Origin of the sequence: Streptomyces sp. NPDC052773, from assembly GCF_044547145.1 — a bacterium.
GTDB lineage: Bacteria > Actinomycetota > Actinomycetes > Streptomycetales > Streptomycetaceae > Streptomyces.
This window is the reverse complement of sequence record NZ_JBITZX010000004.1, coordinates 81,415-94,753: the sequence shown is the minus strand read 5'-3', so window position 1 is coordinate 94,753 and position 13,339 is coordinate 81,415. Positions and strand designations below refer to the sequence as shown.

Sequence of the window (13,339 nt, the reverse complement as noted above, 5' to 3'; positions counted from 1 at the left end):
AGCCGATGAGCGCCCTCGCGTTGTCCGTCCTCCTGTCGCTCGTGTCCGCCGTCGCCTACGCCGGCGGCGCGATCGTGCAGGAGCGCGTCGCGGTGTCCTCGCCCGGCGGCCGGCAGTACGCGCCGCTGCGCCGGCCGGGCTGGTGGGCGGCGGTGGCGCTGAACGGCCTGGGCGGGCTGCTGCACGTGGTCGCGCTGGCCTACGGCCCGCTGAGCGTCGTACAGCCGCTCGGTGCCCTCACCATCGTCTTCGCGCTGCCCATGGCGGCGCTGTTCGTGCGCCGCAAGGCCGGGGCGACCGCCTGGCGGGGCGCCGTCATGGCGACCGTGGGTCTGGCCGGACTGCTGTCCCTGGTCGGCGCGGCCGACACCCAGTCGCTGGGCGGGCCGCAGCAGCTCGGCGTCTTCCTGGCGACGGCCGGTGCGGTGGTGGCCCTGATGATCGCGGGCCGTGCCGCGCACGGGCATCCGGCGGTGCGCGCGATGGTGCTGGCGACCGCGTCCGGTATCGCGTTCGGCATGTCCTCGGTCTTCACCAAGACGGTCGCGGTCGACTGGTCCGGCGGGGTGTCGGCTGCCGACCTGCCGCCCCTCGCCGCGATCGGCGTGCTCGCCACGGCCGGTCTGCTGCTCTCCCAGGCCTCCTACCGGGGCGCCGGGCTCGCCGCCCCGCTGGCCACGCTGACGGTGGTGAACCCGGTGGTGGCGGCGGCCGTCGGCATCACGATGTTCGGCGAGACCTTCCGCTACGGCACCGCGGGCACCGTCCTCGCGCTGGGCTGCGCGGTGGTCGCGGCGGGCGGCCTGATCCTGCTGACCACCGAGCGCATCGCGCACGACGGGGACCGCACGGAGCCGCTGCCCACGGCGGGTGGCACTGCACCGGCGGCCCCGGCGGTGCCCTCCAGGACGGCCGTACCGGCCCCTGCCACCTCCGGGAGTGCCGCCACGGCGGCACCAGCCACGGCGGCGCCCGTCGCGGCCACGGCCCCGGTCGCGTCCGGCGCCCGGACGGTCCTGCCCACGCCGGTGTCCGCCGCCGCCTCCGCCTCCGGGTCGGGGTCCGCGTCCGACCGGCCCGCCTCGGTCCCCGCGCCGAAGCGGCACACCGGTCTCCTCGACGGGCCCGCCACGCCCACGGCAACGCACACCGCACGCCGAAGGGAACCGGCGGCCGTGTCGCAGGCCGGCGCCGACACCGGGTACGAGAACCGGGCCCCGGCCGCCGCCGGCCCGCTTCCGTACGCGCCGTACCACAACCCCCTCTGCGGCGTGGCCTACGTACCGCTGCCGGTCCTCGTCGACCGGCAGCGCACGCGGATCAGATCCTGACCCCGCCGGCCCGGAGATAGGCGACCGGGTCGACATCCGTGCCGAATCCCGGTCCGGTCCGCACCTCGAAGTGCAGGTGCGGGCCCGAGCTGTTCCCGGTGGAGCCCGCGCGGCCGATGCGCTGCCCGGCGCCCACCGTCTGCCCGGCCTTGACGGAGATCGCCGACAGGTGCGCGTACTGGCTGTAGCGGCCGTCGCCGTGCCGGATGACCACCTCGTAGCCGAAGGAGCCGGCCCAGCCCGCGCTCACCACCCGGCCCGCCCCGACGGCCTTCACCGACGTCCCCGTCGGCACCGGGAAGTCGACGCCCGTGTGGTAGCCCTTCGACCAGCTGGAGCCCGTCGCCCGGTACGGCGTGCCGAGGGAGCCGCCGACGGGGGCGACGAGGGAGCCGGAGTGCCGTTCGGCGGTGGAGGCGGCGGTGCGCGAACCGGAGGTCTTCTTCTCCGGCGACGCTTCCTCGGACCGCTGTCCGGACTTCCGCTCGGGCTCCTTCTTCGGCGTCTTCCGTGCCTCTTCCTTCGGCCGGGGCGCGGTCGTGGCCGGGGCGCCGGAGGCCTTCGTGCGCAGGCTCAGCCGCTGCCCGGGGAGGATGAGGTCAGGGTCGGCCCCGATGGTCGTGCGGTTCGCCGCATACAGGCCCTGCCAGCCGCCTTGGACGCGCTGCTCGTCGGCGATCGCGGAGAGCGTGTCGCCGCGCACCACGGTGTACATCTCGGCGCGGCCGGCCCGGGACTGGGGCGTGGTCTGCGGCCGGACGTCCGCCACCGGCCGCTTCGCGGGCCGTGCCGAGGCGCCGCCGTCGGGCCGCGGGCCAGAACTGTCGCCGCCGCGGGTCAGCCCGGCCTGCCCCGAGCAGGCCGGCCAGGCGCCGGGGCCCTGCCCGTCGAGCACCTTCTCGGCGACGGCGATCTGCTGCTCCTTGGTGGCCAGATCCGCGCGCGACGCGTACGCCGTGCCGCCGTAGGCCTCCCAGGTGGACTGGCTGAACTGCAGCCCGCCGTAGTAGCCGTTGCCGGTGTTGATGTTCCAGTCGTTGCTCGACTCGCAGGCGGCGACCTTGTCCCAGGTCTCCACGTCGGCCGCCTGCGCGGCGCCGGTACCGACGAACGGAAGGGCCATGCCCGCCCCGCCCGCCGTGACGGTGAGTGAGGCGCGGTTGATCCTGTTCGGCTGATACCGGCGGTGCCGGCCGCGTACGGCCATGGAGAGCCCCCTCGACGAGCGTCAGGAGGGCCAAAAGTAGGCGCCCGTAACAGGCCATGACAAGACAGCTATCGGCCGCCTTGCGCACGCCTGGCCGCCCGCGCCCAGGGGCGGTTGACGCTCCGTCAGGGGTGTCGGCGTACGCCCGGCGCACCCCCGGACTGAGCACTCCGGCCTCCCCACGCGTATCTGCCGGCACCCCCCTGCATGGGAACCCGGGTGTGCGATCGAGGAACGGGCACGTCAGGATGGCCCGAGGCAGTACGTAAGGCACGGAAGTACGTCGAGCACAACCGGCACCACCCGATATCGGACAGCTAGGAGCCCAGCGTATGAGCACGTCAGCCCAGATCGGCGTCACGGGACTCGCGGTCATGGGCCGCAACCTCGCCCGCAACTTCGCGCGCAACGGCTACACGGTCGCGGTGCACAACCGGACGGCGGCGCGGACGCACGCGCTGGTGGAGGAGTTCGGACACGAGGGCGAGTTCGTCGCGGCCGAGACCGCGAAGGAGTTCGTGGCGGCGCTGGAGCGGCCCCGCCGGCTCGTCGTCATGGTGAAGGCCGGTGAGCCGACCGACGCCGTGATCCAGGAGTTCGCCCCGCTGCTGGAGCCGGGCGACATGATCATCGACGGCGGCAACGCGCACTTCGCCGACACCCGGCGCCGCGAGCGCGAACTGCGCGAACAGGGCATCCACTTCGTCGGCACCGGCATCTCCGGCGGTGAGGAGGGCGCCCTCAACGGCCCGAGCATCATGCCGGGCGGTTCGAAGGAGTCGTACGAGTCGCTGGGCCCGATGCTGGAGAAGATCTCCGCGAAGGCGGCGGACGGGGCGCCCTGCGTGACGCACGTCGGCCCCGACGGCGCAGGCCACTTCGTGAAGATGGTGCACAACGGCATCGAGTACGCCGACATGCAGCTGATCGGCGAGGCGTACCAGCTGCTGCGCGATGTCGCCGGGTACGAGCCCGCGCGGATCGCGGAGATCTTCCGGACGTGGAACACCGGCCGCCTGGACTCGTACCTGATCGAGATCACCGCCGAGGTGCTGTCCCACGTGGACGCGGCCACGGGCAAGCCGTTCGTGGACGTGGTGGTGGACCAGGCGGAGCAGAAGGGCACCGGCCGCTGGACCGTGCAGATCGCCCTCGACCTGGGCGTCCCCGTCTCCGGCATCGCGGAGGCCGTCTTCGCGCGGTCCCTGTCCGGGCACGTCGCGCTGCGCGAGGCCTCGCGCGGCCTGGCGGGCCCGGCGCCGTCGCCGCTCGGCGAGACGGATGCGGCGGCCTTCGCGGACCGCGTGGAGCAGGCGCTGTACGCCTCGAAGATCGTGTCGTACACCCAGGGCTTCCACGAGATCGCCGCGGGCAGCGAGGAGTACGGCTGGGACATCGACCTCGGCCGGGTCGCGTCCATCTGGCGCGGCGGCTGCATCATCCGCGCGGCGTTCCTCGACCGGATCCGCGCCGCCTACGACGCCCGCCCCGACCTGCCGAGCCTGCTCTCCGACGAGACGTTCGCGCGGGAGATCGCGGCGGCGCAGGACGACTGGCGGGACGTGCTGGTGGCGGCGGTGCGGCAGGGCGTGCCGACGCCGGGGTTCGCGGCGGCGCTGGCGTACTACGACGCGCTGCGCGCCGAGCGGCTGCCCGCGGCACTGACGCAGGGGCAGCGGGACTTCTTCGGGGCGCACACGTACCGGCGGACGGACCGTGAGGGGTCGTTCCACACGCTGTGGGGCGGGGACCGGTCGGAGGTCTCCGGCTGAGCCTCGCGTCCGTGAGCAGAGGCGGTGGGCGTGTCCTTCGGGGCACGCCCACCGCTTTCCTCTGTCCTGCTCACCTTCCTGCTCAGCTCAGGGGCGGGCCGGGTTCCGGGTTCGGGACCGGTTCGGGGCCCGGGGGGATGGGCGACGGGTCGGGGCCCGGAACGGGGCCGGGGCCGGGAGGTCCCGGGTGCGGGGGCGGCGGGGTCGGCTCGGGGCCCGGCGGGGGCTCCGGCGTCGGCACCGGGTTCGGGGGCGGCTCCGGGTGCGCGGGGTCCGGGCCCGGGGTCGGTGGTGGCTGTACGGGGTCCGGGTAGGGGTTGGTCACGGTGTCCTCCAGCCAGTCGGTGAACGGTGGCTCTGGACTACTCCCCCGCATACCCGCCGTCCGGTCCGGCACTCACCCGCGGGCGTCAATACGGCGGTCCAGGTGGCCTCACCCGGCGAGCGCCGCGCCCGCGGCGGCTCCGGCGGTTCCGGCGTCTGTGGCGGCTGCCGCGTCTGCGGCGGCTCCGGCGTCTGTGGCGGCTGCCGCGTCTGCGGCGGCTCCGGCGTCTGTGGCGGCTGCCGCGTCCGCGGCGGCGGCGAGGCCCGGCCGTGGGCTGGACAGCACCGGCACGGCGGTCGTCGTCAGCCGCTCGGCGGGCGCCATGGAGGCCTGGGCGAGGACGATCGCGTCGGCGTCGGCGGGGGTCACCGCGTCGGCCACGGCCGCCACGCGCCGTACGTACCCCTCGGTGTCACCGGCCTCGAAGCGGGACCAGGCGCCCTGGACGAGCACGGTGCGCACCTCGACGGGGCGGCCCGCGCGGGCGGCCTCCTCCTCGATCAGCGCGGCCGTGGGGCCCAGGGTGCTCTCCAGCGCGGCGAGCACCACGACGCGCGGCCCGAGGGCGACCGCGGCGGCGGCCATCGGGCGGTCGACGCGCAGCACGGGCACCCCGGCCGCGGTGGCGGCGGACTCGGCGACGCCGCCGATGGTCGAGCAGGTGCACAGCACGGCACGGGTGCCGTCCCGGACGGCACCCGTCACCAGAGCCCGCACGTCGGCCGTGACCGCCTCGGGGCCGTCCCGCCGGGCCCGCTCCAGCAGGTCCTCGCGGACGAGGTGGCGCAGCGCGAGCCCCGGGCGGTCGGCGTCGCGCAGGGCGTCGAAGACGGGCACGTGGACGGGCGAGGTGTGCAGCAGGGCGAGCACGGGCGGGCCCGCGGTCCGGCTCAGAACCGCTCCGGGTGCGCCACCAGCCACGCCTTCGCCGCGCGCAGCAGGTCGGGGTCGGCCGGGGGCGCCTCGTCGGGGTGGCGTTCGGCCCACTTGACGACGTACGGGCAGAGCGGGGCGACGGGGACGTCCTCGCGGGCGGCGAGGGCGTACAGCTCACGGGCCAGGGAGCCCGCGATGCCCTTTCCCTCGTGGGCCGGTTCCACGATCGTGTGGACGGGGACCAGGGCGGGCGCCGGCGATGCGAGGACGAAGTACTCGATGTGCCCGACGACCTCGCCCTCCGCGAGGGCTTCCAGGCGGCCCGCCGCCCGGTCGTCGCGGATCTCGATGTCGCTCACGGGCACGCTCCTGGTCCGTCGGTCAGGCCCGTACGGCCTGCGGGCTGCGCTGCTGGTCCGAGCCCGGCACCGGCTCCCCGGGGTCGCTGCCGAGGTCCACGATCCGGTTGTCGCGGTCCACGTGCACCACCCTGGGCTCGAGCGCCCGCGCCTCGGCGTCGGTGACCTGAGCGTAGCTGATGATGATCACCAGGTCTCCGGGGTGCACGAGATGCGCGGCGGCACCGTTGATCCCGACGACCCCCGATCCGCGCTCCCCCTCGATGACGTACGTCTCCAGCCGGGCGCCGTTGGTGATGTCGACGATGTGCACCAGCTCACCGGGCAGCAGGTCGGCGGCGTCCATCAGATCGGCGTCGATCGTCACGGATCCCACGTAGTGCAGGTCGGCCTGGGTGACGGTGGCGCGGTGGATCTTGGACTTGAACAGAGTACGCAGCATTCGCAACTCCCAGAAGACGGCTCCCTGCCTGCTTTATGCAGGTCAAGGGCTGTTCACTCAGCCTACAACGGCTTCCTTTCCGGTCGATGCCCGCCACTCATCGAGGGATTGGCGCTGACCGGTTGCTGAGTTGGCCGAGAGGTCGCCAGTGAAGGACTGACAGCCTTCGTGACCTTCCGCTTCACCCATGAGACGACAAGCGCGACCAGCGTACGGACCGACGCCTGGAACTGCAGCGAGATCCCTGTCACGTCCCGTGGCGGCAAGGGGGAGGGAAAGATCACTAAAGTGCGCCACCGTGCTCTACGAAGATCTCACCGAGTACGACTACCGGGACGAGGATGCGTTCACGGACAGGGAGTCGGGCTTCTACGCGCTCTGGTACCGCCCGACGTACACACGCCTGAACATCGGTTGGCTGGAAGTCGGCAGACCGTACTCGACAGGAACGGTGTCCACGGCGTTCGTGGAGAAGCTGAAGGCCGTCCAGGAGGTCCAACGGATGAACGTCTGCCTCGGGCTGCACAAATGTGACCTGTGTCCTGAGGAAGAGGCTCCGGAAGGGAACGGGGAGGTACGGATCCCGGGCGAGCCCGGCGTCGCCTATGCCGCTCCCTTCTTGATCACCCACTACATCACAGCCCACGGCTACCGGCCGCCCCAGGTCTTCATCGATGCCGTTCTCGCCGTCGATCTTGCTGCGTGGGCCTCCACGCAATGGCCCGACGTCCCCTTTCCCTGGGTTCCGGAGGACGCGGAACGCATGCTGGAGTAGCGGCCAGGGGACTTCAGCGGCCGACCGGGAGCCGGACCGTGCGCCGCCATGGGTCAGCACAGGAGAGAACCCCGGCCATGCCTCGCCCGCAACGCGCACAGAGGTATGCGCACGTTGCGGGCCACCGCACGGGGCGGCCGGATCCGTCCCGGGGCTGATGGACTCAGCCGCCGCTCTTGCGCCTGAAGGACCGCTGGCTCGCAGCGGGGCCGTGCGCCGCACGTACCTTCGACGCATCCGGGTTGGCGGCGACATCGGCCGCGTCCGCCTGCGCGCCGCGCTTGCGCGCCAGGGCTTCACGGAACTTGCGCTTGAGGTCGTAGTTGCCGTCGCTGTCCGGCGTCAGAGGGGACGTCTCAGGGGCGGCCGGCTCCGAACCTTCCGTGGATACGTGCTCTGCGGTCATGGTGACCTCCTGGGTTCGGGGGTGGGCAAGCACAGCCTGTCATGCCGGGCGCGGTGCGGGGTGCCGGCCACATCATCCCGCTGCCACGGCGACGGCTTTCAGCCGTTGCGGCGCACGAGGGCGGCCTTGCGGGCCTCGGCGAGCTTGCGGGCCTCGCCGGCCTTCCGGGACTTGCTGCCGGCGCCGCGGGAGGGGTCCTTGCTGGTGCCGAGGCCGCGGAAGGGGGCATTGGTGTTCTTGGGCCGGGGGATGGCGGGCCCGCCGTCGAGCGGGGTGCCGGAGGGGGCCTTGGCGCCGGTGATCCGGCTCAGCTCGGCCTCGCCCGAGCGCACCTTGGTGACGGTCGGCTCGATGCCGGCTTCGGCCATCACGCGGCTCGTCTCGCGGCGCTGGCCCGAGAGCACGAGCGTGACCACGCGGCCGGACTCACCGGCGCGGGCGGTGCGGCCGGCCCGGTGCACATAGTCCTTGGGGTCGGTGGGCGGGTCGACGTTGACCACGAGGTCGAGGTCGTCGACGTGCAGGCCACGGGCCGCCACATTGGTCGCCACCAGAACGGTGATCTGGCCGTTCTTGAACTGCGCCAGGGTCCGTGTGCGCTGTGGCTGGGACTTGCCGCTGTGCAGGGCCCCGGCGTGCACCCCGCAGGCCCGCAGATGCCGGGTGAGCTGGTCGACGGCGTGCTTGGTGTCGAGGAACAGCAGTACACGGCCGTCGCGGGCGGCGATCTCAGTGGTGACGGCGTAGCGGTCCGGGCCGTGGACGACCAGAACGTGGTGCTCCATCGTCGTGACCGTGCCCGCGGAAGGGTCGACCGAGTGGACGACGGGGTCGTGGAGGTAGCGGCGGACCAGCTGATCGACGTCGCGGTCGAGAGTGGCCGAGAACAGCATCCGCTGACCGTCGGGATGTACCTGGTCGAGCACGTCGACGACCTGCGGCAGGAATCCCAGGTCGCACATCTGGTCGGCCTCGTCCAGCACGGTGATCCTCACCTGTGCCAGGCGGCAGGCGTTGCGCTCGATCAGGTCGTGCAGGCGTCCGGGGGTGGCGACGAGCACCTCGGCTCCCATGCGCAGCGCGGCGACCTGCCGGCCGATCGACATGCCGCCGACGACCGTGGCCATCCGTAGCCGCAGCGCCTCGGCGTACGGTGCCAGCGCCTGGGTGACCTGCTGGGCCAGCTCCCGGGTGGGCACCAGGACCAGAGCGAGGGGCTGCTTCGGTTCGGCGCGCCGCCCGGCCGTACGGGTCAGCAGCGGCAGGCCGAAGGCGAGGGTCTTTCCCGATCCGGTGCGCCCGCGCCCCAGGACGTCGCGCCCCTTGAGGGCATCGGGCAGTGTGGCGGCCTGGATCGGAAAGGGTTCGCGCATCCCGAGTCCGCTCAGTGTCCGCAGTACCTCCGCCGGCAGTGCCAAGTCGGCGAAGGAGGCGGCCGGGGGCGGCGCCGGGGTGGTGGCCCCGGTGGGACCGCCGTGAGCGATGCCGGAGTCATCGGGGTGCTTCATGAACAGCCTTCCGCAGGGGAACGTACCGAGGAAGGCCCGGCAGGATGCAGCAGCCCGCGCACAAGCGGAACCGAACAGGCAGAATCGCCTACCGCGACGACCACGCAAACGCATGATGGTAGCACCACGCCGGCCTGCCGGGCGGTCCGGAGCATCACGAGGCTCCTGGACGAGCTCTCGAAGGGCGCATCGACGCGACGGAGGTCGAGGCGCCGTCGGAGGCGGCGGCAGGTGGCGGGGCAGCTCGCGGTGGTTCAAGCTCTGAAGTTGCTCAAGCGGAGATTGGCGCGGTGATCACCAGGGGCATCCCTCACGCACACGACACACACGTACGACAACGGGGGTGCTCGACATGGAGTTCATGGTGATTCTGGTCATCGTGCTCATCGCGGTGGTCGCCGCTTCTGCACGGGGCGGCGGCCGGTCCTCACGGCGGAAGGGGTCCTGGGGGGACGGCGGCGGGGGCGGGGGCTGGTCCTGCGGGGGCGGCTCGTCCTGTGGCGGTGGGTCCTCCTGCGGAGGGGGCGGGGGTGACTGAGGCCACGGCCTCCCGCGGAGGGGCGGGGGCGACTGAGGCCACCGCCTCCCCCGCCCTGCCGCCGGCTATCCGGTGCGGCCGGGCAGGCGGACGACCTGGACGAAGAAGTCGTCGATCTGACGGACCGCGGCGATGAACTGGTCCAGGTCCACCGGCTTGGTGACATAGGCGTTGGCGTGCAGCTTGTAGCTGCGCAGGATGTCCTCCTCCGCCGCGGAGGTGGTGAGGACGACCACCGGGATGAGGGACAGATCGGGGTCGGACTTGATCCGCTCCAGGACCTGCCGGCCGTCGTACTTCGGCAGGTTGAGGTCGAGCAGGATCAGGTCCGGCCGCGGCGCGTCGGTGTGGTCACCGCGGCGGTAGAGGAAGTCCAGTGCCTCCTCGCCGTCCCTGACCACGTGCAGCGTGTTGCCGATCTTGTTGTCCTCGAACGCCTCGCGGGTCATCAGTTCGTCGCCCGGGTCGTCCTCCACGAGGAGGACGTCGATGGGGGTGGCGGCGGGGGTGGTCATGTCAGGGCCTTTTCCTCGGTGCGCATGCCGGCCGGAACCGGTGTGTCGGCGGTGACCCGCAAAGTCAAGCAGAAACGGGTTCCGCCCGTGTAGGCGGTGTCGATCCAGATCCGGCCACCGTGGTGTTCCGCGATCTTCTTGCACAGGGCCAGACCGATGCCCGTACCACCGTAGGCGTCCCTGCTGTGCAGTCGCTGGAAGATGACGAAGACCTTGTCGGCGAACTCCTCCGGGATGCCGATGCCGTTGTCCGTGACGGTCAGGCGCAGGCTCTCCTCGTCCTCCGGGTCCGGGTCGCAGGTGATGGTCACGTGCGGGGCCGCCTCGGGGCGGCGGAACTTGAGGGCGTTGCCCACCAGGTTCTGCCAGAGCATGGTCAGCAGGGTCGGGTCCCCGACGATCTCGGGCATCCGCTCCGGGCGGTCGATCCGGGCACCGGTCTCCTCGACGGTGGCGACCAGGTTCGCCAGGGCCTTGTCCAGCGCCCGGTCCAGGGAGACGGGCACCCGCGCGTCGTTGAGGCGCCCGACCCGGGAGAAGGTCAGCAGGTCGTTGATGAGGACCTGCATCCGCTTCGCCCCGTCGACGGCGAAGTCGATGTACTGCCGTCCCCGGTCGTCCAGTTCGTCCCCGTAGCGCTTCTCCAGCAGCTGGCAGAAGGAGGCGATCTTGCGCAGCGGCTCCTGGAGGTCGTGGGAGGCGACGTAGGCGAACTGCTCCAGTTCGACGTTGGACCGGCGCAGCTCCACGGCCTGCGCGTTGAGGTCGGCGGCCTGCCGGGTGAGCACCTCCTGCTGCTGGCGGGAGGCGTCGAGTTCGGTCACGATCCGCCGGCGCATGCCCTCCACGTCGCCCGCGAGCGCGGTCAGGTCGACGGGGCCGCCGCCGGTGATGACGTACGAGAACTCGCCGCCCGCCACGCGTCGCGACGCGGTGCGCAGCGCCTCCAGGGGGCGGGTCACCAGGAGCCGCACCAGGACGGCGAGCGCCACTCCGGTCAGCAGGAAGACGGCCACCATGCCGGCGAGCACCGAGTCGCGCACCGCCCGCTCGTGGGCGAGGCGGGCCCGGCCGTCACGGACCGTCTCGGCCAGCCGGGCGCTCTGCTCGGCCAGCCGGCCGCGCACCTCGTCGAACTCCTGCTTGCCGTGTTCGGCCGCCTCCGGGTCGATCGGCTCGGGCTCGCCGGGCCTGACCGAGGCGGCGAGGGGTTCGGCGTAGTCGCGCCGCCAGTCGGCCGCCTGCCGCTCCACGGCGCGCAGGTCGGCGAGGAGTTCGGGACGGTCGCCGAGGAGCGCGCGCAGCCGGGCGGCGGCGTTCGCCTCGTCCCGCTTGCCCTCGGTGTAGGGCACGAGGAACTGTTTGTCGCCGGTGATCGCGTAGCCGCGGATGCCGCTCTCCTGGTCGACCAGGGCGGCCTGGAGCCGGTAGGCCTCGGTCTGGGCCGGCTGGACACGCTGGAGCAGGCGGTCCGACACGTCGGCGGTGCGGTCCAGCAGGCTGGTGCCGATCACGGTGCCGACCACGACCAGCAGCGCCATGAGGGCGAGCACCAGGTAGAACCAGCCCTGCACCGTCAGCCTGCGGCCGCTCCACACATCGGCTCTCCGCTCCGTCACCGCGTTCCAGGTCGACACTCGTCCCACTCGTCCCACTCGTTCAGTTCCAGCTCAGATGGACAACGGCCACGTCGTCGGCGAGGCCGCCCTGTTCCTCGGCGAGTTCCTCGGCCTTGCCGATCAGACGGTCCACGAAGGCCTCGGGCGGCAGGCCGGCCGCGGTGCGGGCGAGGGCCAGCAGGCCCTCCTCCCCCAGGCGCTGCGGGCCGCTGCTGACGTGTCCTTCGAACAGTCCGTCGGTGAAGAGGACCACCGAGTCCCCTTTCGGGACCGGGAGTTCCGCGATCGGCCAGCGCGCACCCCCCGGGAGCATGCCCAGCGCCGGCCCGCCGGGGACCTCGATCCACTCCACGTCGTCCCGGCCGCGCCGGAGCAGACCGTGGTGGCCGGCCCGGACCACATGGGCGCGTTGCTCGCCCGGTACGGCGGCGAGGCTCACGAGGGTGGCGAAGACCTCCTCGCGGGCGCGCTCGGCGACCAGCAGTTCCTCCAGCCGGCTCATCTGCTCGGAGCCGGCGATACCGCTGAGCACCAGGGTGCGCCAGGCGATCCGCAGGGCCACGCCCAGGGCCGCCTCGTCCGGTCCGTGGCCGGAGACGTCACCGACCAGGGCGTGGACGGTACCGTCCGCGTCCTGGACGATGTCGTAGAAGTCGCCGCCCAGCAACGCCGCCGCCCGGCCGGGGCGGTAGCGGGCCACGACGTCGATGCCCTCGCCGCGCAGCAGCGGGCGGGGCAGCAGTCCTCGTTCCAGGCGGGCGTTCTCCTGGGCCTGCATCTGGCTGGCCTGGAGGGCGACGGCCGCCTGCTCCGCCTGCTTGCGCTGGATGGCGTACCGCACCGCCCGCCCGAACAGTTCGGGCTCGACCCGGCCCTTGACCAGGTAGTCCTGTGCGCCGGCCGCGACGGCGGCGAGGCCGGTCTCCTCCTCGGCGAGTCCGGTGAGGACGACGACCGCCACCTGCTCGGCGTGGGCCCGGACCAGGGAGACGGCCTCCAGGCCGCGGGCGTCCGACAGGTGCAGGTCGAGCAGGACGCAGTCGGGCGTCTCGGTGGCGAGCACCTCGGTGGCCTCGGTCAGGGACCGGACCCAGCGGAGCCGTATCTTCAGGGCGCTGTCGGCGACCAGTTCCTCGACGAGCAACGCGTCAGCCGGGTCGTCCTCCACGAGGAGGACGGACGGCTCCGGCCGTTCCCAGTCCGCCTCGGCTCCCACCCGGGCCGCTCTCATCAGCTCGGCAGTGCGAGCCTGCGACGTCACCATCGTTTCGACCTTCCCCGCCCCGTATCCGCCGTCCGCCGTCCGCGCGTCACCGGGCCACGGCGGTCGACCGTGGGCGGGACGGCGTACGGATCTTCACCAGTCACCCGCAGGATGCCCGAGGTGTCCCCGCCCCCACGCACCCGGGGCCCAGGCGATGAGGTCGCGGGCCCGGACAGGGCCGACGGCGGGGTTCCCGGCGTACGCCCGTGCGCGGCGGCGGCGCGCCGGAGCCGGCGGGCCGTCCCCCCGACCGGGCCGACCATCGCGACCGTACTGGCCGTGCCGACCGTACTGACCAGGCCGGCCGTCCTTGCCGGGCCGTCCGCCCGGGTCCGGTGAGCCGTCCGGGCCTGGCGGGCCGTCCGGGCAAGGCGAGCCGTCCGGGCCTGGCGGGCGTCGTCT

12 protein-coding genes are annotated in these 13,339 nt (G+C 73.0%); 3 read left to right on the top strand and 9 right to left on the bottom strand.

Annotated features, from left to right (window positions below):
• Window positions 1-5 precede the first annotated feature (5 nt).
• Entirely contained in the window at window positions 6-1,331 is a 1,326-nt protein-coding gene (locus ACIG0D_RS10905; protein ID WP_399798413.1) for a DMT family transporter, read from the top strand.
• On the opposite strand, the gene ACIG0D_RS10900 is transcribed toward ACIG0D_RS10905, so the two are convergent.
• The gene (locus ACIG0D_RS10900; protein ID WP_399798411.1) at window positions 1,321-2,538 is read right to left on the bottom strand and encodes a transglycosylase family protein; all 1,218 of its coding nucleotides are present in this window, start codon (window positions 2,536-2,538) and stop codon (window positions 1,321-1,323) included. The genes ACIG0D_RS10905 and ACIG0D_RS10900 overlap by 11 nt on opposite strands.
• 332 nt (window positions 2,539-2,870) lie before the next feature.
• On the opposite strand from ACIG0D_RS10900, the gene gndA reads away from it, so the two are divergent.
• Window positions 2,871-4,310, top strand: coding sequence for an NADP-dependent phosphogluconate dehydrogenase (gene gndA, locus ACIG0D_RS10895; protein WP_399798409.1), 1,440 nt, complete (start codon window positions 2,871-2,873; stop codon window positions 4,308-4,310).
• Between the two features lie 433 nt (window positions 4,311-4,743).
• Here the strand turns inward: gndA and ACIG0D_RS10890 are convergent, their stop codons facing one another.
• Genes ACIG0D_RS10890 through panD form a run of 3 tightly spaced genes read right to left on the bottom strand, consistent with a single transcriptional unit; the run spans window position 4,744 to window position 6,312 of the window.
• Window positions 4,744-5,505, bottom strand: a complete 762-nt coding sequence (locus tag ACIG0D_RS10890; protein WP_399798406.1) for an aspartate/glutamate racemase family protein — start codon at window positions 5,503-5,505, stop codon at window positions 4,744-4,746.
• A gap of 20 nt (window positions 5,506-5,525) precedes the next feature.
• Window positions 5,526-5,870, bottom strand: a complete 345-nt coding sequence (locus ACIG0D_RS10885) for a GNAT family N-acetyltransferase (RefSeq protein ID WP_399798403.1) — start codon at window positions 5,868-5,870, stop codon at window positions 5,526-5,528.
• Between the two features lie 22 nt (window positions 5,871-5,892).
• Window positions 5,893-6,312, bottom strand: a complete 420-nt coding sequence (panD, locus tag ACIG0D_RS10880; RefSeq protein ID WP_399798401.1) for an aspartate 1-decarboxylase — start codon at window positions 6,310-6,312, stop codon at window positions 5,893-5,895.
• Window positions 6,313-6,610: 298 nt separating this feature from the next.
• Between panD and ACIG0D_RS10875 the strand changes: the two genes are divergently transcribed.
• Window positions 6,611-7,087, top strand: coding sequence for a hypothetical protein (locus tag ACIG0D_RS10875; RefSeq protein WP_399798398.1), 477 nt, complete (start codon window positions 6,611-6,613; stop codon window positions 7,085-7,087).
• 163 nt (window positions 7,088-7,250) lie between these two features.
• Here ACIG0D_RS10875 and ACIG0D_RS10870 read toward each other — a convergent pair whose 3' ends face one another.
• The 5 genes from ACIG0D_RS10870 to ACIG0D_RS10850 all read right to left on the bottom strand — a co-directional run bounded on the left by ACIG0D_RS10870 (window position 7,251) and on the right by ACIG0D_RS10850 (window position 12,904).
• A complete protein-coding gene (locus tag ACIG0D_RS10870) occupies window positions 7,251-7,493 on the bottom strand; it encodes a DUF5302 domain-containing protein (protein ID WP_399798396.1) in 243 nt (80 codons plus the stop codon).
• 98 nt (window positions 7,494-7,591) lie between these two features.
• On the bottom strand, window positions 7,592-9,001 hold the full coding sequence (locus ACIG0D_RS10865; protein ID WP_399798394.1) for a DEAD/DEAH box helicase: 1,410 nt from the start codon (window positions 8,999-9,001) through the stop codon (window positions 7,592-7,594).
• 603 nt (window positions 9,002-9,604) lie between these two features.
• Window positions 9,605-10,054 (bottom strand): response regulator, encoded by a 450-nt coding sequence (locus ACIG0D_RS10860; RefSeq protein ID WP_365765807.1) that lies wholly within the window; start codon window positions 10,052-10,054, stop codon window positions 9,605-9,607.
• Entirely contained in the window at window positions 10,051-11,595 is a 1,545-nt protein-coding gene (locus tag ACIG0D_RS10855) for a CHASE3 domain-containing protein (protein WP_399799256.1), read from the bottom strand. Before ACIG0D_RS10855 ends, ACIG0D_RS10860 begins: the two co-directional genes overlap by 4 nt.
• Before the next feature lie 118 nt (window positions 11,596-11,713).
• Window positions 11,714-12,904: a PP2C family protein-serine/threonine phosphatase gene (locus tag ACIG0D_RS10850; RefSeq protein WP_399799253.1), complete on the bottom strand. Its 1,191-nt coding sequence runs from the start codon at window positions 12,902-12,904 to the stop codon at window positions 11,714-11,716.
• Window positions 12,905-13,339: the final 435 nt, after the last annotated feature.